Source organism: Vreelandella venusta (genome assembly GCF_007989605.1).
In the GTDB taxonomy this organism is placed as follows: domain Bacteria; phylum Pseudomonadota; class Gammaproteobacteria; order Pseudomonadales; family Halomonadaceae; genus Vreelandella; species Vreelandella venusta.
Genome location: NZ_BJUL01000016.1, coordinates 1 through 23,587 on the forward strand (window position 1 = coordinate 1; position 23,587 = coordinate 23,587).

Annotated in this window: 26 protein-coding genes; 17 read left to right on the top strand and 9 right to left on the bottom strand. The window is 47.5% G+C overall.

The genetic code is table 11. The annotated features are described in order from the left end of the window. Positions 1-135: 135 nt before the first annotated feature. From HVE01_RS15345 to HVE01_RS15375, 8 genes are all read left to right on the top strand, one after another. The gene (locus tag HVE01_RS15345; RefSeq protein WP_146944983.1) at positions 136-441 is read left to right on the top strand and encodes a hypothetical protein; all 306 of its coding nucleotides are present in this window, start codon (positions 136-138) and stop codon (positions 439-441) included. An 89-nt stretch (positions 442-530) separates the two neighbouring features. Then, on the top strand, positions 531-689 hold the full coding sequence (locus HVE01_RS19875) for a hypothetical protein (protein WP_186808857.1): 159 nt from the start codon (positions 531-533) through the stop codon (positions 687-689). Positions 690-756: 67 nt separating this feature from the next. Continuing rightward, positions 757-975, top strand: a complete 219-nt coding sequence (locus HVE01_RS15350; protein WP_146944984.1) for a hypothetical protein — start codon at positions 757-759, stop codon at positions 973-975. A gap of 76 nt (positions 976-1,051) precedes the next feature. Continuing rightward, the gene (locus tag HVE01_RS15355) at positions 1,052-1,363 is read left to right on the top strand and encodes a hypothetical protein (RefSeq protein ID WP_198350423.1); all 312 of its coding nucleotides are present in this window, start codon (positions 1,052-1,054) and stop codon (positions 1,361-1,363) included. Between the two features lie 1,078 nt (positions 1,364-2,441). Beyond that, entirely contained in the window at positions 2,442-2,924 is a 483-nt protein-coding gene (locus HVE01_RS15360; RefSeq protein ID WP_146944985.1) for a hypothetical protein, read from the top strand. Then, on the top strand, positions 2,921-3,211 hold the full coding sequence (locus tag HVE01_RS15365) for a hypothetical protein (RefSeq protein WP_146944986.1): 291 nt from the start codon (positions 2,921-2,923) through the stop codon (positions 3,209-3,211). The genes HVE01_RS15360 and HVE01_RS15365 overlap by 4 nt, the downstream gene beginning before the upstream one ends. A gap of 850 nt (positions 3,212-4,061) precedes the next feature. Further along, entirely contained in the window at positions 4,062-5,129 is a 1,068-nt protein-coding gene (locus HVE01_RS15370; RefSeq protein WP_146944987.1) for an AAA family ATPase, read from the top strand. Positions 5,130-5,201: 72 nt separating this feature from the next. Further along, the gene (locus tag HVE01_RS15375) at positions 5,202-5,609 is read left to right on the top strand and encodes a hypothetical protein (RefSeq protein ID WP_146944988.1); all 408 of its coding nucleotides are present in this window, start codon (positions 5,202-5,204) and stop codon (positions 5,607-5,609) included. 459 nt (positions 5,610-6,068) lie between these two features. On the opposite strand, the gene HVE01_RS15380 is transcribed toward HVE01_RS15375, so the two are convergent. Both HVE01_RS15380 and HVE01_RS15385 read right to left on the bottom strand, forming a co-directional pair. Continuing rightward, positions 6,069-6,344, bottom strand: coding sequence for a hypothetical protein (locus tag HVE01_RS15380; protein WP_146944989.1), 276 nt, complete (start codon positions 6,342-6,344; stop codon positions 6,069-6,071). Beyond that, positions 6,338-6,958 (bottom strand): ParA family protein, encoded by a 621-nt coding sequence (locus HVE01_RS15385; protein WP_146944990.1) that lies wholly within the window; start codon positions 6,956-6,958, stop codon positions 6,338-6,340. The genes HVE01_RS15380 and HVE01_RS15385 overlap by 7 nt, the downstream gene beginning before the upstream one ends. A gap of 402 nt (positions 6,959-7,360) precedes the next feature. Between HVE01_RS15385 and HVE01_RS15390 the strand changes: the two genes are divergently transcribed. Beyond that, on the top strand, positions 7,361-7,867 hold the full coding sequence (locus tag HVE01_RS15390; protein ID WP_146944991.1) for a replication/maintenance protein RepL: 507 nt from the start codon (positions 7,361-7,363) through the stop codon (positions 7,865-7,867). Positions 7,868-7,907: 40 nt separating this feature from the next. On the opposite strand, the gene HVE01_RS15395 is transcribed toward HVE01_RS15390, so the two are convergent. From HVE01_RS15395 to HVE01_RS15425, 7 genes are all read right to left on the bottom strand, one after another. Then, positions 7,908-8,120, bottom strand: coding sequence for a hypothetical protein (locus HVE01_RS15395; RefSeq protein WP_146944992.1), 213 nt, complete (start codon positions 8,118-8,120; stop codon positions 7,908-7,910). Positions 8,121-8,137: 17 nt separating this feature from the next. Further along, positions 8,138-8,563, bottom strand: coding sequence for a hypothetical protein (locus tag HVE01_RS15400; protein ID WP_146944993.1), 426 nt, complete (start codon positions 8,561-8,563; stop codon positions 8,138-8,140). Then, positions 8,560-8,880 (bottom strand): hypothetical protein, encoded by a 321-nt coding sequence (locus tag HVE01_RS15405; protein ID WP_146944994.1) that lies wholly within the window; start codon positions 8,878-8,880, stop codon positions 8,560-8,562. The genes HVE01_RS15400 and HVE01_RS15405 overlap by 4 nt, the downstream gene beginning before the upstream one ends. Positions 8,881-8,896: 16 nt before the next feature. Beyond that, complete coding sequence (locus tag HVE01_RS19880) at positions 8,897-9,898, bottom strand: hypothetical protein (RefSeq protein ID WP_186808862.1); 1,002 nt, start codon at positions 9,896-9,898, stop codon at positions 8,897-8,899. A gap of 84 nt (positions 9,899-9,982) precedes the next feature. Next, on the bottom strand, positions 9,983-10,348 hold the full coding sequence (locus tag HVE01_RS15415; protein ID WP_146944995.1) for a hypothetical protein: 366 nt from the start codon (positions 10,346-10,348) through the stop codon (positions 9,983-9,985). Then, the gene (locus tag HVE01_RS15420; protein ID WP_146944996.1) at positions 10,335-10,697 is read right to left on the bottom strand and encodes a hypothetical protein; all 363 of its coding nucleotides are present in this window, start codon (positions 10,695-10,697) and stop codon (positions 10,335-10,337) included. The genes HVE01_RS15415 and HVE01_RS15420 overlap by 14 nt, the downstream gene beginning before the upstream one ends. 9 nt (positions 10,698-10,706) lie before the next feature. Continuing rightward, on the bottom strand, positions 10,707-14,492 hold the full coding sequence (locus tag HVE01_RS15425) for a coiled-coil domain-containing protein (protein ID WP_146944997.1): 3,786 nt from the start codon (positions 14,490-14,492) through the stop codon (positions 10,707-10,709). A gap of 70 nt (positions 14,493-14,562) precedes the next feature. Between HVE01_RS15425 and HVE01_RS15430 the strand changes: the two genes are divergently transcribed. From HVE01_RS15430 to HVE01_RS15465, 8 genes are all read left to right on the top strand, one after another. Beyond that, on the top strand, positions 14,563-14,883 hold the full coding sequence (locus tag HVE01_RS15430) for a hypothetical protein (RefSeq protein ID WP_146944998.1): 321 nt from the start codon (positions 14,563-14,565) through the stop codon (positions 14,881-14,883). 357 nt (positions 14,884-15,240) lie between these two features. After that, positions 15,241-16,047, top strand: a complete 807-nt coding sequence (gene thyX / locus HVE01_RS15435; RefSeq protein WP_198350422.1) for an FAD-dependent thymidylate synthase — start codon at positions 15,241-15,243, stop codon at positions 16,045-16,047. Between the two features lie 97 nt (positions 16,048-16,144). Continuing rightward, positions 16,145-17,149: a ribonucleotide-diphosphate reductase subunit beta gene (locus HVE01_RS15440; protein ID WP_146944999.1), complete on the top strand. Its 1,005-nt coding sequence runs from the start codon at positions 16,145-16,147 to the stop codon at positions 17,147-17,149. Next, entirely contained in the window at positions 17,143-18,834 is a 1,692-nt protein-coding gene (locus HVE01_RS15445; protein ID WP_146945000.1) for a ribonucleotide reductase N-terminal alpha domain-containing protein, read from the top strand. Before HVE01_RS15440 ends, HVE01_RS15445 begins: the two co-directional genes overlap by 7 nt. 13 nt (positions 18,835-18,847) lie before the next feature. Next, entirely contained in the window at positions 18,848-19,402 is a 555-nt protein-coding gene (locus HVE01_RS15450; RefSeq protein ID WP_146945001.1) for a hypothetical protein, read from the top strand. A 200-nt stretch (positions 19,403-19,602) separates the two neighbouring features. After that, a complete protein-coding gene (locus tag HVE01_RS15455; protein ID WP_146945002.1) occupies positions 19,603-20,580 on the top strand; it encodes a PD-(D/E)XK nuclease family protein in 978 nt (325 codons plus the stop codon). Between the two features lie 8 nt (positions 20,581-20,588). Further along, positions 20,589-22,733, top strand: coding sequence for a YfjI family protein (locus HVE01_RS15460; RefSeq protein WP_146945003.1), 2,145 nt, complete (start codon positions 20,589-20,591; stop codon positions 22,731-22,733). A gap of 67 nt (positions 22,734-22,800) precedes the next feature. Continuing rightward, positions 22,801-23,556: an AAA family ATPase gene (locus HVE01_RS15465; RefSeq protein WP_146945004.1), complete on the top strand. Its 756-nt coding sequence runs from the start codon at positions 22,801-22,803 to the stop codon at positions 23,554-23,556. The last annotated feature ends 31 nt before the right edge of the window (positions 23,557-23,587 follow it).

Below are 23,587 nucleotides of genomic sequence, written 5' to 3' on the forward strand. Positions count from 1 at the left end.
TTAGGTCTTAAAGCCATCTACTACGCAGAAGAACATGACTGCAAGGCAGGTTGGCCATTATTGAAAGCAGCTGGAGTGCCGTTAGTAGCTAGGTAGGGTGGCTGCCGCCACTCTGGCGATTCTCTCGGAGCAGCGATGAACGAGCTAGAACAGTTTGAAAAAAATGCCAAGCGGCATTTAGAACGATTCAAGGAAGGGAAGCCGGCACTTAAAAGACCAGAACCACAAGTCTCTGTGTTAAAGGGTTATACCGTTATCCTCCGTGTTCGAATGAAGCCGCAACTTGCCCCGGATGAAACCTTTACTTACTTCTCTACATCTGGCTCTCAAATGATTGCAGAACAAGAAGCACGTAAAGCAGCAACTAAGGCAGGGTGGCCATATATTCCCTATCTGATTGATATCATTCCTGAGTATCGTAAGCCTAAAAAGCCTATTTAGTAAGTAGGCTTTCTTGTGCTGTCTTTATACCCTTCAACCTGCACTGGCACTGCGAGAAGCAGACAGCACACTTTATAAACGTGATCTCTATGTATATACCTGACCCTGATGATGCCCCTGTCTTTAGTATGTCAACTAGTACTTACCTGCAACTTAAACACCGTGCATGGTTAGATTACCGCGACCCTGATGCATTAAGTGAAGAAGAAGTAGAAGCACTCGAAGCGTACGAAAACGAAGTTGTTTAAATTGTTTACCGATTTAACTACTCATTAGTTAAAGTGGCCTTATCCACTTATTAATGAGATCTTTCCTATGGCCCGACGTGCAAAAGCAGAACCTTATAACTCCAACGATATTGTTATTGGTTATGGTGAAGTACAAGCTAAAGTACAAGAGTGTGGTCGTTTAGCATGGGTACTACCAGGACGTGGTTTAACGTTCTGTAAAAAAGAAGCCACTCATTATGCCAAGCGATTGAACTCAATGGTTCAAGCCAATATGAAACGCTTTGATCGTAAGCTGGTTTGGTAGGTAATACTGCAATATTGCAATAACCCTTTTAGAATAGAGCCAGTCGATTTGACTGGCTTTTTCTATAGGGGGTCTTATGCCCTTATCCTCAATGCCCCCGCCTTCTCCTGAATGGACTAGCCTGTTAGGGGCAATACTAATTAGCGTGATTAGTGGGATCATCTCTATTACTCAACGTGTGGCAAGAGGCCATGCCCCTTCCTTCGTTTGGGTATGTAGCGAGTTCCTGACAGCCATCTTGTGTGGCTACCTAATGTACAACTCCTATTCCAGTATCGAGGCTTACATGCCTGACTGGATGACCAAAGGAATTGCGGTAGCCTTTGTGGCGCACTCAGGAGGTCGGATTATCCAAGAAATGGAGAAAAGGGTACTTGGTCGTAAATAATAAAACCACCTTCGGGTGGTTTCTTTTTATTAGCCCTGAGACCCCTTAACCACTGTAATCGTTACAGTGACAAAAACTCAAGATTATGCGGGTAATCTTGAATTTAAAACGTTTGTTTAAACGTATTATTCATAATTACGTAAAAATACAAAAGTGTTCCATGTGAAACATTTGAAAGTAGTCAGGCTCCGCCTGTCCTCTGGATTCTTCTTCGATGCATGAATGCATTTAAGAGATAACGGTATAAGTGGTGGTTAGAAGCGCGTATAGGAAAAGGTGGCGATACAACCTATCCAGTAAGGGCGTACCAGTTCCATACTTTCTGGCTCCAACTACTGAAAGACGGGCAACTGGTTGCACCAATTGAGGTAGTGACTGGGAACCATGTAAAGAAGGTAGTTTACGTGACCTTGCCTCGGTGCCAGCAGCGAGGAACTGCTGGTCTACATCAATATGTCTACTGCCCTGTCTTGCCATGGGCCAGGGAAGCGTCAGTAGACATATTGATGTGGTGAAGGTGAGAAATCACTAGGTGTGCAAGAGGTAATGATAAGCCGAGAGGTAAAGCATTTGCCCTGTTCAACTCAGGGAGTACACCGACTGCAGATTCACCGCATCTCTGACAGCCTGGAACAGTAATGACTCAAGGCTAGGGGAAACCCACTTGCCTTAAAGGAGTGGGCATCGGGAAGTGTTTTAGCTGGAGTGCTGTGGGGTTCGATTCCCCTATTAGTGCCTGGATGGCCTGACCTGCGCAGTCAGTAGGGTGGTTCGATTCCACTCATAGAACACTTCACCGATGTGGTGAGGGTATTCGTCCCAGGAAGGGATAGGGTACTGGGCTAGTAAGAGTGTCGAGAGGCAGTGGTCTGTTCTTACATTCCGGCGCTGCTAACCGCCACATCATCTATGGTACGTAATCCCATCAATCCGTTATGGCCCTGGCCAGGAAAGTAACGCGATTGAGTCAGGTGACTTTGGGATATCAAGCACAAGCTGGTACCGGCGACTGCTTGGGTGGAGGGTTCGATTCCCCCTTACGTGCCCCCAATTTAACCCCGTAGATCGGGAGGTTCCGATGCACATAGATTGGAAAGCCGTATCCCGTTCTCCGGGGTACCAGTCGCTAAAAGCGGCCTACATGCAAGACGTACAAGAAAGCAAAAAACACCAAAATCCTATGCGGGATAAAGAGGAGTTCCTTACTAAATTCCGTTGGGTAATTGGACGAGCCATGCATTATGCAGAACGCCAAGGCCGATCCATTGAGGAAGTACTGAACGAGTGGGAAGCCAAGCGTGATTACTGGTGGCTAAACTTCTACCAGGAAGGTAAGCAACCTAAGTTGTCGTCAGGCAAGCCGCGTAACGTCAAACCCATCAAACCAACTACCTATGTACGTAGTGGTGGAGGACATAGCCGTGATCCGGTCAGGCGCTTCCAATCTATCAGGGATACCCGTAGGTGGATTGCTCGTGAGATGCGAGCACATAAGGGTAAGAAACATCGTTGGCCACGTTATCGCAAGAAACGTATGGCCGCCATTAGGGGAATGAAGTGAATCAAAATTACACCGTTTCTGAACACTACGAAGTAGGCGGAAAGGCTTACCAACTCGAAGTAGCTATTTCAAATGAAACAATGTCACTTCAAGGTTCCTTTCATAAGCCAGGTGACAGTACTTGGTACAACGTTGAGCGTCTGGAGATTCCTTCACCATCTGAACAGGAAGCTGGTGGGCTTATCGACTTTGTAGCCCTTCTTCCTGCTGATGTACGTATGCCAATGCACGCGTTAATTGCTCACCTCTATACAGTTTACAATTTTCTTTATCCCAAAAAACACTAGATTTATACCGAGTCTGTAAGCCAAGTCGCTCGAAAGGAAACGCTGGTCCAAAGGTGGGTTGCGCCACTTGAGGACATCGGCAAAGTACTGGGGAAGTGGGGGAAGCCGAGGTAAACGCAAATAATACTCGAATATCCCACTAGAAGAAGACACCCATAAACCACACCATCCATTAGACCTTTGGGGCTAACGTGACAACAGTTCGACTGGCAGGGTCGGATGGTGTACCTAAAGAATATTAACGAACACGCTGTAGCTCAACTGGCAGAGCCGAGGAGAAGAAGGGTTCGAATCCCTTCAATGAACTGCCGCAAATCGCGCGGTTTGTAGCATACGTAAAGACTGATCATCCGCACGTAAAAGCTCATTTAGCTTATAAGGTAAAGCCCAGACAGATGAGGGTTCGAGTCCCTCCAGTGTGTTCGCCTATATCCTTTAACTTTAAGCATATCTGAGGTGACTCAGGTTCTGGTGACGTAATGGGTTCGATTCCCTAGATACACGCTTCATGTTCGGCTTTCAGGCCTTACAAGGTGTATGCCGGTTGGTACCGGAATAAGACTTAAAACAAGTGGTTCGATTCCACTCGCCTGAGTTACCCCCGATATGTTTAACCTTCTTGGGGTATCCCCATGATCTTTATTCGCCTACTCCGCTTTATCGTCTGTATGGCTTTGACCATACCCTGCTGGTGCGTAGCCATCATCTTTCTCTGCATAGTCGATGCCAGAGATCCCGTATTACCCAATGATGTGTACTACTGGCTCAAGAGATCCCTGACCGACATGACTACCAGCATTATCAACTTCGTGAAAAACGAGCTTTTCTAACTCACCTTGGAACCAACCAAATGACTGTAGCTGTTAAATTTGCCGACTCAGGCACCCGTGTAGAAGTCCTTATGTTCGATGATGAGGCAATTACCTCAACACTTAAACCAGCGGTTTATTCAGTAGGCTTTCACCCAATGGCCGGTTTCTTCCTCAAGAAGACTGCTCCGTTGCTACCGGTGCCATCGGCAGTCTATGGTTCCACTACTAGCCGCGTGGATAAGATCCTTGCCGGTTACCAGGGTAGCGACCGCTCTTTCGGTGTACTACTGAGTGGCGACAAAGGCTCCGGTAAAACCATGACCGCCTCACTGGTAGCCAACCGTGCTATCACGGAACTGAACCTGCCGGTGATTCTTGTGGATGACAGCTTTGATCCCAGTGGACTCTCTGACTTCATCCAGAAGTTAGGTGAATGCGTAATCTTCTTTGATGAGTTTGGTAAGCGCTTCGATACCCGTGAAGATGAGCAGGATGGACTACTTGGTCTGTTTGATGGTACCGGTAGTGCTCGTCGTCTGATTTTGTTGACTGAAAACAATACCCGCAAGATCAATGAATTCATGATCAACCGTCCTGGTCGAATTCATTACCACTTCCGCCATGAAAAATTAGAAGAAGCCGTAGTGCGTGAGTACTGCCTGGAGCGTGGTATTCCCGAAGGTGTAATCGAGCAGATCTGCTTAATGCGTGATTCTTGCTATGAGTTCTCTTTTGACGTTCTCCAGGCCGTTGTTAAAGAGTACCTTATGTACCCAGGTGATATCTCAGAGCTAGCTGCTGATCTTAACATTGAACGTCCCTTATCCCGTGACGGTATGGATATCCAAATCCATGAAGTTGTGAACCTCAATGGAGGCAGCAAGTATGAGGTGGCGGAATGTAGCGGCTCATTCCCCTCACGCGGGAATAGCGCGTACATTGAGGTTAATGTTCCTGAGCGCAAGCACACCCTCGACTTCCATATCGGCGTTAAGAACCTGGTCAAACGTGAAGGTGACCTCTACTTATTTGTGGTCAACGAAGAAGGTTTCGACCTCTGCGTTAAAGCGCGTGCTGTAGAGCGTAAATTCAACTGGGATATTTAATCCCGCCCAATATTGCAATAATGCAATAACACATCTTGCCCGACAGGGCTTTTAATCCATTAAGGAAATGAAATGTCTACACAAACTACCGTTACTCATGATCAAATCAACCAGCTTGCTGAACTGTTTAAAGCAAACAAACCTGCTGTCCTCATTGCCAGAGAGGGCTGTACCGGTCGCTTAACGGCAGGTAAACACTATCCTGTTATTGACCTTGATGGCCGCCGTCTTGTGGTACGTGAAGACGACGGTGATCGCATTCGCGTGGGTGGATCATCTGACTGGATGAGTCAATTTTACGCATTGCTAACGGAAGAAGAAATTAAAGCAGCCGAAGCTGCAAAAGCCCTTCTTGAAGCACGCAAGGTGACTATGGAAACCAAAACTACTGACCAGCTAATTGAGATCGTGAAAGATCACCGATCTGACCTCGATATGGCGACTGAAATCCTGCGTAAACGCCTTAAAAACGTCATCTAATCTCTGGTTAGCGGCGTATTCAAGAAGCACACATACCTCCTCTTTTGAGGGGGTATTGTGAGGCAGTGGCATATGAAACCTAGTACTCACCGTAAGGGCCTGCACAGCCCAGAGGTAGGGAATGGAAGTAGTAGAAGCCTGACTGTGCAACCTACCAGGGTGACCCCTGACTACGTGGGCAGGTTAGCCCCTGGTAGGATGTTGCTGGTTTGACTCCAGCCTGTCTCCCAATACCTAAACTTCGTCTTCGTTAATTAGCTCCATGATTTTACGTTTCGCTGTCGTCAGGTCATTTTTATCAATCGGGAACCAGTCATACTCCTTTACTGCAATCTCCCGACCAACAGCCCTACGTAAACGACAAAAGTAATACCGCGTACCGCCAGGGGATTTAAATTCTGCTCCCCGATCACTTTTGTAAATTAGGTTCAGGTCTTTCAGTCGGTGTACACCCATGTGTCAGTCCTGCTTTGCTTGAATCTTTAATTGCCAAGCAGAGAGGGCTTCATCAAGAAGATCCGCTTCACTGACTTTGGCGCCTGACTTCATCGTGCGCTTATGGGCTTCGTCTTTCAATAGCAGGCTGAACCGCTCGCGCATACGTACAGTTTTAGTGATGCGGGCATTGCTCCCAGCAAGCGTATTGGTTTCTTCATTTGCTTTTTCGGGATCATGACTGCGGAATTTTTCTATGTCTGGGGTGGAAAAATTCATTGGTTTATTTTTTATTACCATGACTCAACTTCCTCAAAGAACTTACGCATTTCGTGTTTTGCGGCTGCATCTAAAGGCCTGTATTCCATTGCTGTTGTGCCGTCGGTAATTGCTTTAGCGTACGCACGTCGTTCAGCAATTGAGGTGTCGAACACCTCCATACCTGTTTCAGCAACGAAGTTCTTTACATCCTGGCTTGAGCCACGCATCTTGTTGAACAATACCTTACAAACCAGATCACGGTTAAAGCTGCTGGCTTGTTCAAGTACCTCTTTGAAGTCGTTAATCTCAACAACATCAAAGCCGGAATTACCCATAGGAGTAATTACGCGGTTAGCCAAGAGTAGGGCGTTACGCATTCCTGCACCGTCTCTACCAGCTACATCAATTACGGTGTACTCATAGTCTTGGCTTAGATGACGGCCCTCGTCAAAGATTGCCTTACCTAGTAACTGTACAGTGGTAAAAGGTACTGGCGAATGTTCACGACGCCAACCTACCCAAGTGGATGCACTGGCTTGGGGGTCACCATCTATAAGAAGGGTCTTACCTTTAGTAGCCAGGTAACTGGCCAAATGGACAGCAATGGTGGACTTACCTACCCCACCTTTACCGTACGCTATGGCATAAATCATGGGATCTCTCCTAGTGGATCTGCCTTATTGCGTTATTGCATTATTTAGGTACTGCAACATAGTCCCCGAAACCAAAAGAGTCAATCACCTGCCCTTTTCAAAGATGCCCTGGTGAAACGGATTAGCGAGCGCCAGCGAGTCTGTCCGTGAAGCAGGGGATCAACCTGCTTTTCCGGCCTGGGGACAAGAGAAGAGATTGTCAGAACTTACCTAAGTGTTTGATACTGATAACGAATAAAACACCCCATGTCATCGTGAGGATTACACCTTGTCACTGTCACGATGACACCTTGTCATCCTCACAGTGACAATTTAAAAAATATTCACTAGAAACTTGTCACACATACCGATGACAGTTTAGGCTTAGCACATACCCCAAACAATCACTGGATCGAATGACAAATGGGAACTTCACGTAAGGTTTACGAATCTACAAGCACAGTCACTGATCTGCGTACAGGTGAGGCCGTACAACACACGTCCACCAATGTCGTACGTATTGCTCAGGAGCCTGCCTACGTGAAAATGTATGTCCAAGATCTAGGTAACCTAATGGAACTAACCGGTGGACAGAAAACCCTTCTGTACGCCCTGGTAAGCCGCATTGATTTTGAGGGCATCATAAGCCTTAACCCGTCTTCACGAAAGCGTATAGCCAAGGCCGCAGGTATGTCAGAGGGTGCTTTCCGTAACGCCATCTCTGCTCTGTGTAAGAAAGAAATATTCCATCGTGTCGCCCCAAATGAGTACGAAGTAAACCCCCATTACTTTGCCAAAGGGGAGTGGCGTAGCGTTGCACAGCGCCGTAAGGATTTTGAATTACGTATTCGCTATACCGCAGATGGTCAACGTAGAGTTTCTACTTCTGGCCGTGAACCTGATTCACCTCAAGAAGATTTAGATATATAAAAAAGGCCCCAGTAGGGGCCTGTTCTTTCCTGTGTCGTCTTTAACGCACTTGTGAGTACAGATTTACTGCTACGCCGTTACGCTTGTCTACGCCGTCTTTAAAGGCTTTAAAGGCCTTGTCATCCAAATCAGTCGTAGTTTGTTTAACTGCCCAATCACCTAATACCACCAATAGGTTGTACGCGACTCGTTTTGCCACTGCGGTAGTAAGTAGCTTTGCTAACCCCTTTACTGCCAATAGACCTACTTGCATTGTCGTACCCCCCTTACTTAGAAACTTATAGCCGTTGCGGCTTCTACAGATGTTGACTGCTTGACGGCTTTCACCAACCGCTGTCGTTTCCCTGTTAGCTGCTGAAATGCCGTAAACATCTCAGCGTTACCTATTACGGCTTCACAGAGTTCAGCCATTGTCTCGGTACCGTCTTCCCCGTTACGTCCGAGTAAGATGGCGTCTAGTACAGGCGTTGATGGCCGCTCACCCTGTGGATTATCCACCCACGCTAGATAAGCTCTGGCTTCGTAGTTCTGGCTTGGCCATGTCGATTGCTCAACATCTGGGTAATCTTTGATTAGTGGCTCAGCCTGGGCAGTGTACGCCGCGTTGATCTCTGCAATTTTGGCTGCCTGGGCTTCTGCTAAAAGCTCGGCATCAGTCTTGGGCAGAGTGACCTCTGCATCTGCTAGCCAACTCATTCAGTCACCTCTTCTGGTTTAGGCACTACGTCATACAAAGGTAGCTCGATAGGCCCATTATGATTTTCCAGCACGATAGGCCTGGGGAAGCGTGTTTCGTACGGGGCGTTGGGGCCATGGCCCAGTCGGATCGTGCATTCGTATTCGTCACCGTTACGCGTTACTTTCCCTAGTATGGAATGGTGGTGAGCTACGGCCCCATCAGGGAGTTCGGAGAGATCGAAGCTAACCCCATTGATGGTAAGTACCACGCCAATGAGGCTGGCTTGTGTTTCAGGTAAGTCACCTAGGGGACATAAATTCAGGGTTAATTTCATGCTCATTTTCTCCTTACTACCAACGACCGATAGCGAAAAAACTAAAGGGAATTCCAGTTAGCGGGATACTCTGAGTGGATAAGGGCCTAAACCGAATATCATTTCCAGAACTAACTCCAAAAACTGTGGCACCAAAGACAGGGATAAGTGAACCGGCATTGCTTATTTTCTGTACGTCAACAAATGTCCATTCTGCTAAGACAGGTAGGGGTAAACTTATGTTGGAAGGTGACGTATACAAATTTCCCGATTCTAGGGTGAGAGCAACATCCAAAAGACTCTTTCCGAACGCTATTACCGCCCCACCAGCGAACTTGAAATACTCCCCGTTAGCATTACTACCCTGCTCAATAATCGCGCCGGTAGGAACTCCGTCTACTTGAGTCACTGCACCGAGGATATTAGCGTTATGTACCAACCTTACCGCTTTTTTGCGGGTGCCGAAGTTAGATGCTTTGACATAAATTTGTGGGGGTCTGCTAGATGGAGCACCACCTCCATCAACCAGTATTTTTGACCAGTTATTGCCGTCCCATAAACCGTGGTACATGGTTGATCCACTACTCTGACCTAGGAAGCCATCACTTAGAGGGCCTAGCTCTTCGGCTCCCGATACGGAGTAAAACCCACCCACGCCTGGGTCATCCCAGTTAACGCCCTCTTTGCGACCGTTTGACCCTAATCCAAACGCACCAACAGCCATCAAGTCATTGGTGCCCCCACCAACAACCCCTCTCCCAAGCAGCGGCCCCAACTGATCAATCACGCTGTTCAGTTCAGCGCGGTCGGGGAACTCAGCGATCAACTCGGCGCTTGATCCCTGTCTACGATAGAGGCGCATGTAAGCACCGTTACCAGGGACGCTGAAATATTTACCGTCTACTGTAGCCGCACGTCCTTCATTTACCGTCGGGTAAATGTTATTTAGCCCCATACCTGCATCCCGTACCCGCACTACCTCCTGTACCAGCGTAGCGTTGGTTTGTTCTAAGCTGGCAACAGCCTGTTCAAATGACATTTACACCTCCTAAAAAGGTACCCATATACTTAGGTATTGCATTATTGCAATAATTAACACGAGTATAATGAGTACCCTTTTTAATTACTGGTTTAGTTTACTTTCAAACTCTTTTACCAGCTGGTGCATCTCTGCCGGAGTAGCCGCATTACGTATGCAAGTTTTAACGTACATTCGTGCTACTTCCACACGTTCAATCAATGCCTGTCGTTCGGCATACTTATCCAGTATTAACTGAGCCAGGGCTTTAATTGTGACGCCTAGTACTTTGGCCTCCTGTTTAAGCAACGACCCTCTACCAGCTTTAGCCTCTGTGACTTTCTGGTCATGGATTTCTTTTAAGCTAGGGGCTATGTACCTCGCCTGATCTGCCAGGGTATCTACACGATCTAGGTAATGCTCTACCGCTGTACCATGGTCTTTATAAGTACTTGCTTTAAGCGTCGCCAAGGGTGATTACCTCCGTATGGTCTTTATATTTCGCTAAGCCTGTAAAATAGAAGGTGTAGCTCCCAGGTATATCAAATTCGGCTACTAATGGTTCATCATCAGTCACCCCACTACTACCATTAACAGATACATGTAATCCATCAGGTAGGCCGTTAAATGTAATGGATAGACCGTCTACAATATAATCCAACGCAATTGGAATCTTTGGTTGTATGACCCCTTCTTCATCGACGTAGTGAGTGTCATCCATTACATCAGGCTCGCATGGAATGTAACGATAAGGGCCACTATTAATTTGTAAAATTTGGCCTCTATAATCAGTCATTGCGTAGTAAAAAACTTCTTCCATTATTTATCCTTAACGTAGTGTGGCAATTAAACCAATAGAACGACCTGTGATTTTAGCATCCCCCCAAACATACACACTAAATACCGAGGTGCCTGTCTTTCCGCCCACATGGGCTGCAACACACATTGCCCCATTACCACCTGGTCGACCTACTACTGCTATACCATCTCGACGTATTTCAAACCCTAATAAACTTCCTTCTGTTACCCCGAAAGACACACTTACTAATACGTTTGCTCCTTGTGCATCAATGGATGCAGCGATTATTGGTTTCTTTGAACCAGGTGTAATATCAAGCAAACTAGACGCTGCGGCAGATACAGGGACAGTTACTGCACGCCCTTTAATCTGTAGTGTGTCTACATAAGCGTCACCTGTATAAATCCGATTACCGTTAATCGTCGTAGAGCCTGGGCGTGTCCAACTATCAAACACACGACCATAAGTACTATTAGCGCGGTCACGTACCGTATCGGCAGTACTCCCTACCATGTCCTCGTATACGATTGAGTCTTTGCCCGCTAACGTACCTAAACCATTCACCCTGTTAAATTGCACCCTACCGTTAAAGAAAATATCCCCATTAGATATGATGAATGGCTTTTTCTTTAGTGAGTGCTTACCTATCCAGAACAGGTCTACATCAAAGCCTGCATCTACTCGTGTACCATCGTTGTAAATACCGAAGCCACCAATCAAGCCATTGGACTGTACCTGGGCCGTGTACAGTGCCCCTAGTCCGGTGATCTTGCCATTAATGCTGTTGACGTTCGTTTGCATGGTTTGACGTACGGAGCTAATGTCTTCCCCTAATACCGACTGAACGGTCGATATTTGAGATGCAGTACTCCCAATCCGGTCATCCAAGCGTTCAACTTGGGTATTTAGCTTGGTTTGTACGCTAGAAATATCCCCCTCTAAGCTGGATTGAAGAGTAGTGATCCTGCTCCCTGTACTGTTTATCCGTCCGTCTAATCGGTTTACTTCTACGATGATCGTGTCTTGGAGTCCGGACATTCCTTCTTCTAAAGCAACGCCTACTTCATTGATGCGAGTAGCATTGCCGGTAATACGTCCATCGACACGTTTTATTTCGCTGGTTAGCTTCTGCTGGACACCAGCAATGCCATCTGTCGATGCTGTCTGTACCTGGATAATAGCTTTAGCGTTGTTGCTTACATCGCCTGCTACGTTGGAGATCTGTGTGGTAAATGACTGACGTACCGTAGATAACTCATCCTCCAATTCAGACTGGACTGTAGAGACGGCTGCCGCCGTTGAATTGATACGTCCATCCAGGCGATTTACTTCTGTAGTGATTTCCTCTTGGACACCTGCAACAGTACCGAGAATGTCAGTACGGGATTCATTGATTGCTTTGGTATTACCTGATATCCGCCCGTCTACTCGATTAATTTCAGATGTGAGGTCAGTACGTATTCCGCTAAAGCCTTGCTCTATGGCCACCAATGTATCGGTGATGGCATTCGCGTTCGCCACAACTCTCCCATCGACTTCTTCAATGTCGGTAGTGAATTGCTGGCGCACGTTAGAGATGGCATTACCTGTGTCAGTGATAACATTCGTAATGGCCAAGGCATTGGCTTTTACGTCATCCCCTACGGCTTTTATTCGAGTATCAAAGACCTGCTGAGCAGTAGCCAGGTCATCCCCTAGCTTACTCTCTACCGTAGTAATCGCTTGAGCATTAACCTGAATGGCGCCATCTAAGCGAATTACCTCTGTACGCTGGCTTTCTTTAACCTGTGCTAAGCCTTCTCCTAGCTGGGATTCAATCCCATCCACGCGCATACTGACCGATTGGTAGCGGTCTACATTGACCCCTTCCAAACTGTAAATCGTGGCAGATGCCGTATCACGGTGTGCGGTAATGACATTCTGAATTAGGCCACGTATAAGGTCATCTGTCGCTTGTACTACCGCTTGTTGGGTAATCCGTCCTTCGTTTTTGCCTACGCCCGCCCAGAGATCAGTTACGTCTTGAGATAATGCGCCCTCTAAATCTACGCGGGCTTCGGTTTCACGTTGGATATCCGCCGCCAAATCACCATTAGCAGCAGTCAGTGTTTGAATTTCAAGCGCCATACCCTCCAGATCATTGCTTAAGGTGGTTTGCTTGTTTTCGATGGCACTGGTGGTTTCCCCAAACGTAGAAACCAGGTTAGTAATATCCTCAGCTAGTGACTGTTTTGTATCCGCCAAAGCTTGTTGAATTTCTTCTAGTTGGGCAGTAATTTCAGGTATTTCAGTATCCGCTACGTCTACCAACAAACGGTCTACTTTTACTGTTCCGCCTGAGCCTGACGTATCTCCCCATAGCACAACGTAATGGGTAACTCCTGCGGTATCCGGTACCGTAATTTCACTATCAAAAACAGTCCAAGTGCTGTTAGGGGCATGACGTTGCCATCCGCTGAACCAACCGTCTGATGTGGCATAGCCCACCGCAAATTCAGTACTGCCTCCATCAATAGCTTTCGCGGCTAATCCCACCCTCAAGCGTCGCCCGATGAATGAATCACCAGTACCACTAGGAATAGGGATAGCAACACCGAAAGGAACCGAACCAGTAGCAACACTACCGACAGTGCTTCCAATGATGGCAGCCTGTTCGCCTGAGAATACATCGCCAATTTCAGGCGTTATTGTGTGGCCGGTCCCCGCTACCCACCGGTTCATTTCCACGCCGCTTTCGAAGCTGTTTGCAAATGAAGGTAGGGCATCAATCTTGGCAGAAAGCACGCTGATACGAGATGCCAATGCCGCTAAGGCATCTGCCCGTACCTGACGTTCTTCAATTAGCTGTGCTTCGTTATTTTCAACTTCAACAGCTAAACCATCAATGCGGGTAGCCGTGGCTTCCCTGTCGCTAATACGTACTTCTTCTAGCGTGTAGATCGTCGCAGCATTGCTGTTATACGCTGCGGCAATAGCAGCCAGTTGGCTGGCGTATAGCCCCTGATCTAGTTCATATTGTTCCTGTAAGTTAAGGAATTGCTGATTACGAGCAGCGGCTTCTTCTTGGATGGCACTAGTTCGTGCATCGGCCTCATACAGTAAGCCTTCAATACGTTCATCCCGTTCGTTGTTGAGGCCTGCAATACGTTCTTCACGCTCCTGAGCAATCTGCTCGAAGCTCGTACCTAATGTCAGCTGAATCTCATTTACAGCAGCTACAAAGTCACCAAAACGAAACTCCTGTAGATCCTTATATTCGTTTAGTAGATTAACGGCATCGTCTGCTACTCGGCGGGCATCTTCTATTGCTGCATTTATTCCGAAGCTACTATCTATACGATCTAGTCGCTCTTGCAGAATATCGAGTTCAAGTAACTCAATCTTTGCAATCTTTTCCTTTAATTTTTGAGCCAAGTGACTGTCGTTAATCATATCCGACAGATCTTTAATTACTTCACTAATAAAGGGTTTTGGTGTTGCACTTGCTGGGCCAGCCAACTCCAGAGAAGTACCGCTAATGCTAAACGTCTTTACCCAGTAGAAATACTCACGAGGAGTTTCTGCATCTATTCTATCGTAGTGATAATTAGCACTTACCCGCTTTAACTCGACCGCATCTTCAAACGTACCAGTTAAACTCCGGTAAATGATGGTGTATGCCACAGCATTAGGATTAATCTCTGGATACGTCCAGGTAACATCAACACCCCCAATTACCCCCACCGCTGAAATATTAATTACACCTTCTGGATCTCCAGGCTTTTTAACCCCGACACCAGAAATACCACACGTAATGGTACAAGGCTCACTTGACATAGAATCCCCCTTAAAGTTTCAGGTAATTCTATCCACTCCCGTTCTACTTAACTTATAAATCGGAAGTAATATGGCTTCTTATAAATCCCCAGAAGATGAGATTAAAGAACTTAAAGTTCAACTCCGTCGAATGACAGAACTACTTGAGTACTACCGTGCAAACTGTCCTTTTGACATAGAGGAGTCTATGCCCCCTATAGGGTACTTCGTTACTCCAATGGATAACTGGACAGCTGCATTTATTACAAACGGTCGTCCTGTGCTAATCGAATCCAATCTTCAAAACGACGTTAATGCGATTGCGCGATGTTGGGTTCATCTTAAAACGACTGATCCTTATGTGATAGGACGCCATAATGCGCTTAAGCAAACTAGAAAAAACGCAACTTGAGGTAAGTAAACTCTTAAGTGTGGCTCCGCCACCTACTACGAAGTCTGTCACCCTATACGACATTGTGAGGGATTACCCTCACCGTACTGTCAGCACCAACACCGCCTACATACGGATGCTGCGTAAGCGGCACCCTCTCAAGCTACATGAAGCTTGTACCCAGCCTGTTATGTATCAGGGACGTGCTAATGCCACGGTTTCCTGTTCCCAGAATCCCTACTTCTGGTTAGCACTTCACGGTCGCTATAGCTCCCGCAAGTTAGCCAGTTACTGGGGTATCCACTTCACCACGGTTAATAAATACCGTCGTGATCTTAAAGAGGGGCTATTGCCTCCCCTACACTTGGAGCCTATATCATGCACGCCCTTTACCGTAACCACATGGGTAACGACCTAGAAGTGGTCAACGATGCTCGTATTTCCTTTGCTGCCTGTACTGAGGCACAAAGTTGGCAAGAGTATCAGATACCCCCTGAACACCGCTGTCAGTCTGCCAACACGTCTGTAGCCTACATTCCCCAACTATCAAACCAAGATAAAAACCTGATTGGTTTCCTGGCTCGCGGTTGCCGGTCAGGGGAGTGGGCCGCCAATATCAGCCTTCTCACTGCCAATGACATTGAGTGTGAAGAGGCTGAGAAGATTCTGGCTTGGGCCAAGCGGCTACCGCCGCACTGGACGCCCTTCGGTCAGCAGACCATCAAGCTGCGCATGAAGGCACCGGTACCGATTCGTACCCAATGCTTCAAGCACAAAATCGGCTTCGTCGAAAACGAAGAATCTCGTCGTTATATTCAGTCCACCCCCGAACTGTTTATTCCCGAGTTCCGTATGGCGCCCGAAAGTGACATTAAACAGGGATCGGCTGGGCCGCACCCAGACAATGCGCTCTGGCAAAGCTTTTACCGGCAGCACTGTGAAGATGCCATTGTTCTTTATGAGAACATGATTAAAGACAGTATCGCTCCCGAGCAAGCCCGTTTCGTGCTTCCCCAAGGCGTCCATGTCAACTGGGTATGGACAGGCTCGCTGTTTGCCTTTGCCGAGTTCTACAACAAGCGTTCTGACCCTCACGCACAGCAGGAGATTCGTGACCTTGCAGACGCAGTGGCCACTATTATTCGTCCCCTGTTTCCCGTTAGTTGGGATGCCCTTACCTCTTAACTAAATTTGCGAAGGATACTCCTCGCTGGTTAGCTAACCAGCAGTTAGGTCAGTGAACTCACTGACCTTTTTTGTCTGTGTCTTTTGGAGCACTCCCTTGAAAGCACAAATTATGACCCCTAAGTCGGCGTATACCACCGACTATCCAGCGGCCATTGTCACCGCACAACGCCAGTTTAAAACTCTTTGGTCTGCCGAAGAATTAGGCGTCGAAAAAGATGAAGATGACGTACGCTCGCGTCTTATTGAGGGCGAGCGAAAAGGACTAATCCACTGCCTTAAACTCTTTACCCAATACGAATTAGAAATTGGAGAGGAGTTCTGGACAGGCTGGTTTTTCCGTAAGTTCCCCCGCCATGACATGCGCCGTGCTGCCAGTGCCTGTGGCTTTGTTGAATTAAACAGCCACGCACCGTTCTATGCATTAATCAATGAAATCCTCAATCTTGCCAATGATGAGTTCTACAATTCCTGGCGAGAAGATCCTGTCTTAGTGGATCGAATGGACTTCATCGAATCCCACATGGCATCTAAAGACCCCTATGAAGTGCTTGCTGCATTTAGCTTCATGGAAGGTGTTGTCCTCTATTCAAGTTTTGCTTTTCTTAAGTCTTTCAATATGAATGGTTTTGGTTTAATTCCCCATATTACTGCGGGCATTGATGCCAGCTGTAAAGAGGAACATAGCCACTTCCTGTTCAGTTCGTGGACGTACAGACAGCTAATGGTGGAGGAACAAGACCTAGGATTGATTGACGACGAAAAGAAAGCCCGCCTAGCTCAAACCTGCCGCAACATTGCACTGGCTGTCTACGAGCACGAAGCCAAGATTGTTGATCAAATTTTTAGCTTTGGTTCCATCCGAACCATCACCAAAGACGACATCATGGCGTTCGTACGTAACCGCATTGATGAGGTGTTGAAGAACCTCAACTGCGAACCCTTGTTCAATGAACCCGAAGGTGCCGTCTCTGCTTGGTTTTACGATGCGTTATCCACGTACAAGTACGCAGACTTCTTTGCTAATAACCAAGTCCAGTACGTCCGTACCTGGAACAAAATGGATCTCCAATTTAATCCAGAGGCGGTGCCATCATGGTAAAGACGTACGAAGAACTCTCCACGTTACGTAAAGAAGCTCAGGCAAATGACACCTTCCCTGATTGGTACACTACGCAAGCCTTCCAGATGTTTGAATCCAAGTACAAAGTACCTGGCGAAAACGGACTAAAAGACCGGCACCGCACCATTGCACGTACCCTTGCTTCCTACACGGAAGATGCTGTGCAGTGGGAAGAGCGCTTCTTCGAGATAATGTGGAACGGCTGGTATTCACCAGCGTCACCCAAGCTATCTAATACTGGTACTAACCGTGGCTTCTCCGTCAGTTGTTCCGGTCAATTCATAGGAGACTCAGTAGATAGCTTCTACCAGAATCTCCATGAATCCGCGATCCTCTCTAAGTTGGGTTTTGGGTGTTCTGGTGACTTTAGTTTCATCCGTCCCCGTGGTTCCAAAATCAGTGTTGGTGGTGAAGCGTCTGGTCCTGTACCGGTCATCAAAGACTTTGCTCGTATGGCGTCGAATGTCAGTCAGGGCGGAAATCGCCGTGGATCGTTTGCGTCCTATTTGGATATCGAGCATGACGACTTCTGGGAATTATTAGCACTGTTAGAACATGAGCCTGATGGGCTTAACATTGGCTGGACAGTCCGCGATTCATTTATCTGTAAGCTAAGAGTAGGCGATAAAGAAGCCCTCAAACGCTTCAATGAAATGCTCCACTTAAAGTTAGTCAATGGCCGTGGTTACATCTTTAAAGTGGATGAAGCCAACCGTCATCGCCCCATCATGTACAAGGATCTTGGCTTAGATATTAAGGCCACCAATCTCTGTACGGAAATCATGCTCCATAGCTCTGAACAGTACACTTACACCTGTGTCCTTGGTTCGATGAATCTTGGTAAATGGGCTGAGTGGAAAAACACAGATGCGGTGTTTGTGGCTACCGTTATGTTGGACTGCTTGGTGTCGTACTTTATTGAGCAAGCCAAATACATCCCAGCACTATCAAAAGCACTCCGCTTTACCGAAAAAGGCCGTGCCATTGGCCTGGGGGTAATGGGCTTCTCCTCAATGCTCCAGCAAGAGATGATCCCGTTCGATAGCTTCCAAGCTGACTTACGTAACCATGAAGTCTTTAAACACCTTCATGACGAAAGCCTACGAGCAAGCCAGTGGATGGCCAGTGCCTGGGGAGAGCCTGAATGGTGTAAAGGTTACGGGGTGCGTAATACCCACCGTACAGCCCTAGCCCCTACAAAATCGACCGCTACCCTGATGGGGAACCAATCAGAAAGCGTCTTTCCTGAACCTGCCATGGTTTACGAAATTGGCAGCGCTGCCGGTAACATTCGTCGCGTTAACCCTGTCTTCTACCGTATCGCTAAAGAGCGGGAAATGTTCTCCAAAGAACTCATTGAAGACGTGAACCAGCACTTAGGCAGTGTGCAACACTTAGACTGGCTCACCGACCTTGAAAAAGACGTACTGAAAACGGCATTTGAAGTAAACCAGGAAACTATTTTACGGCGTGCTTCTCAGCGTCAAAAGTACCTGTGCCAAGGCCAAAGCTTGAATTTCTTTGTTTCCGAAGATGGTGACGAACAGCGCATTGCAGATTTATTCAGCAAAGCTCTACTCGATCCGAATATCCTATCGGTCTACTACTGCTATTCCATGAGTGGCGTAGTGATTAACACAGAATGTCTCGCGTGTGCCGCATAGGAAATACACCTCTATGAGTAAATCGACAGTGCAAGATCCTAGCTACAATCTCCCAACAGGGGGTGCGCCTTATCACGGAGCAGATGAGGGTGAAAAAGCAGCTGTTCATTCTGCTAAGCAACAGTATTGCAATATTGCAATAGATAATGCGGTTGCAGATTCACTTTCAATACGTACCAGTGAATTACGTCCAAGTGACGCTATGTCTCTTGGTATCTTCGAAGAAAACTTATCTCCCATTAAGGTTACTCACCCTGGCTCCGCCAGTCTGGTAGAAACCCAAGAGGCTACGTCCTCTGGCGGGGATAACGACTACTGGATAGCTGAAATCACTGATCCTAAGCGATTAGCTCCTTGTTTAGTGGAATGTGAAGACTTGATTGAGTTATTCCAGATGTCCTTCCAGGAAGGCGAGGCGTTCAAGGCACTTTGGCGTAATGGCCAAATGCGTATCGGTAAAGGCAAACCAGATGATTCCCATCTGCGGAATGCCCAGAAAGTACGTCATTTTGGTGCTCGAATGGAAGTCATCGAAGGACGCAAACATGCGGCTGCTACGGCTGCTTAACTACGTCCTGCCCTGGTTCATTAGCCGGTATTACGTACCGGCTTTTGATGTAGGGTCAGGCAAAACCATTCTCCTGTGTGTCCCCAAGGACGTTGCTAAACAGTCATACCGATACATCCAAGTTACTTATTTGGTGTATTGCAATACTGCAATATGGCAACACCGCAAGGCATACACTCACTACAGGCATTGAGTCACCTATGCGTACTTACTCCAACCAAGCAGGTGTACCACTTTCCTTATCTGTTTTTTTGGCCACAGATACTTATGACGGCAAAGAGGACGATACCCTCTCTGCTACCACTTTGTTAAAGCCGGTTCGTCAGGTCATCCTGTCAGATCGCGTACCCCAAGAACATGCTGTTGTTGACGTGCTTTCACTAATTAAAAGCCGTATGGGTACTGCAATTCACGACTCTATCGAGAAGTCCTGGACAGCCCACTACAAAGAAGCCATGACAGCCTTGGGCTACCCTGCCCGCGTCATTGATCGGGTAATAATTAATCCGGCAGCCAATGACGACTTGACCGATAAGATCCCCGTGTACATGGAACAACGCCGCTATAAGGAAGTGGAAGGCGTGCGTGTGTCGGGTAAGTTCGACTTTGTGGCAGAAGGCCGTATTGAGGACTTTAAAAGCACCAGTGTTAATACCTGGATCAATAACAACAAGGATGAGGACTACGTACTTCAAGGCTCCATCTACCGTTGGCTAAGTCCCGATATCATCACCCAAGACACCATGGCTATTCAGTTCATCTTCTGGGACTGGCAGCCAGGTCGCGCCAAAACCGACCCTAAATACCCTGCCCGTCCTACGATGCAGCGTACCTTCAAGCTGATGAGTCTCCAGGAAACCGAAGCCTACGTGGCAGGCCGTATCCGTCAACTCAAGCAGCTATGGAAGGCACCAGAACAAGACCTTCCCTTGTGTACCGACAAAGAGCTATGGCGGCGTGCTCCTCAGTGGAAGTACTACAAGAACCCTGCCAAGACGACCCGCTCTACCAAGAATTTCGATAACAAGCAGGACGCCTTTGCACGGCTAGCTGAAGACAAACATGTGGGCATCGTTAAAGAAGCCCCAGGTGAAGTGGTTGCCTGCAAGTACTGCCCTGCTTTCCCCATTTGCTCACAGAAAGACCAACTGATCGCCAGTGGCGATTTGAAGCTATAGGAGTTTGCATGAAAGCCTACGAAGATATGCCGTTTCACCCCGACAGCGAAAAGCTGGTCAATGTAATCCGTAACGTCACCGGCCAGGACAACATCCAGTTTTACCGTGTCGTGGTCGCCTACTACATGAGCCTCATGGCCTCTAGCATGGGCGCTGTGATCCGCATGTCTCCGAAGGAAACATTGCCGATCAACTTCTTTGGTATTGGTTTGGCGCCTTCGGGTACTGGTAAAGACTTCTCGGTGAAGATCATCGAAGAAGATGTACTGGATCAATTTGTGGATCGTTTCTTAACTGAAACACTGCCTATTGCCGCCGAGGATCATTTACCAAAGCTCGCCAATAAACGCGCTATCCGTAAGGGGGTTGATCCAGACGAAGAACTCGCCCGCGTTACCAAAGAGTACGAATGCCTGGGTTCTCCAGTATTCAGCTTTGACAGCGCCACTCTGGCAGCAGTACGTCAGTTCCGTCACAAGCTGCTCATGAGTAACTTGGGTGCCCTTAACCTACAGATCAATGAAATCGGTACCAACCTTGTTGGTAAGCAGGACGAACTCAACGTCTTCATTGAACTATATGACGGTAAGCTCAAATCCGCCTTGACCAAGAACACCCAGGACAATTCACGTTCTGAGGAAATCCGTGGTCGTGTGCCGGCCAATATGTTGTTGTTCGGTACGCCATCGTCTCTCCTACAGACTGGCTCCAAACTGGAAGAACAGTTTCAAGCCATGATGGAAACCGGTTATGCCCGTCGCTGCTTCTTTGCCCATTATGAGGGCAAGGTAGAGCGGGTCAAGATGACGCCAGAGGAGGAGCTACAGCGTCGATATAACACGGACAACATGGATTACTTACAAGAGCTAAGTGATCGTTTTGCTGCCCGTGCTGACCTGATCAATGCCCATAAGGAGATCATTGCCCCTAAAGAAGTCCTGTTAGCCAACATTCGCTATAAGCAGTACTGCGAAGACCGTGCCGATAAGTTCAAGGAGCACCAGGTAACCCTTCAACAGGAAATGAAGAACCGTCATTTCAAAGCCCTCAAGTTGGCCGGTGCCTACGCCTTTGTTGACGACTCTCCTGAGATTACCTTGGCTCACCTGGAACAGGCGATTGCGCTAGCCGAAGCGTCTGGTAAGTGTTTCAAAAGCATTAACACGCAGAAGAAGCATTATGAAAAGCTAGCTGAGCACATTGCCGATATGGGGGAAGACATTACCCATGCAGATCTTGATGTGGCACTTCCCTTCTACCCCAAAGCAGCGAACCAGCGTAATGATATGCTCAACATGGCCATTGCCTGGGGGTATAAGAACAACATCATTATCAAGAAGGCTTTCCAGGACGGTATTGAGTTCTTACGTGGGGAAACACTCAAGAAGACGGATCTTACTCAGATCCCTCTTTCCTACAGCAAGGACATTGCTACCGGTTATATCAATGAACTCGCCCCGTTTGAGCAACTTCATAAACTAACCCAAGCCAGTAACCTTCACTGGGTCAGTCATTTCCTTCGTGGTGGTCACCGCCAGGAAGACAATATTGAGCCAGGGTTCTCGGTTGTCGTGTTGGATGTGGATGGAGGCGTGCAGTTATCAACCGCTCAGCTTCTGCTCAAGGACTACAAGTACTTGATGTACACCACCAAACGTCATACCGATCAGGAGCACCGTTTCCGTATCGTTCTACCCATGAATTACCGCCTTGAGCTAGACACCAAGGACTATAAGGAATTCATGAAGAATATTTACGAGTGGATGCCCTTCGAGGTGGATACCGCCACCGGTCAGCGTGCGCGTAAGTGGATGAGTCATAACGGCCACTACGTCTATAACGATGGTGAGTTATTGGACGTACTACCGTTCATTCCTAAAACCAGCAAAAACGAGGAACATCGTAAGCGGATTAATAACCAACAATCCCTGGATAACCTCGAACGATGGGTCATTAACAATACCGGTGACGGTAACCGTAATAACCAGCTACTGCGTTACGCCATGATCTTGGTAGATGCTGGCTTTGGTTTTGACGTTATCCGTACCCGCGTCATTGACCTCAACGACAAGCTGGCCGACAAGCTAGATGAAACTGAGATCATGAGCACCATCATGGTATCGGCAGGTAAAGCATTGGCTAAGCAGCCGTAAGCGTGGCTCCGCCACTCTTTTGAAAAGTCACAAAGGGGCTGGATCAGTCCCTTTAAAGGAGTTCCACATGACCCAAATTAACGATCACTTGGTGCTACTGTGCGGCAAATCTGCTGCCGGTAAAAGCGCCAGCTTGATGGGACTACAGAACCCAGAAGGGGTGATGTACCTCAACTGTGAGGCAGGCAAACGCCTACCTTTCCGTGCTGCGTTTAAGCAGTTCACCATTGTCGATCCTATGCAGATTTTCGAGGCGTTTGACGCTGCTGAAAACATGCCAGAGATCCACACCATCGTCGTTGATTCTATGACGTATCTCATGGATATGTACGAATCCCATTTCGTGATTAATAGCACGAATACCATGAAAGCATGGGGCGACTTTGCGCAGTACTTCAAGCAAATGATGCAGACGTACGTGGCACGGTCTTCCAAGAAAGTAATCTTTACGGCGCATGTTAAGGACACCCTTAACGAGTCGGAAATGCTGATGGAAACCGCTGTGCCTATTAAAGGCAGCGTGAAGAACAACGGTGTTGAATCATACTTCTCGTGCATTATTGCCGCGAAGAAGATGAAGCTTAAAGACTTGGAAGCCTACAAGTCACCGCTGCTGACCATCACCCCCGAAGAAGAAGCCCTCGGCTTTAAGTATGTCTTCCAAACCAAGATTACCAAAGAAACCGTTAATGAACGCCTACGTGGCCCCCTCGGTCTTTGGGATACCAACGAAACGTATATTGATAACAATATGCAGTTGGTACTGAATCGCCTGGACGAATACTACGGTACGACTGCGGCCCCTGCTACAGCCGTCGCTTAACCCTTATTACTGCAATATTTCATTATTGCAG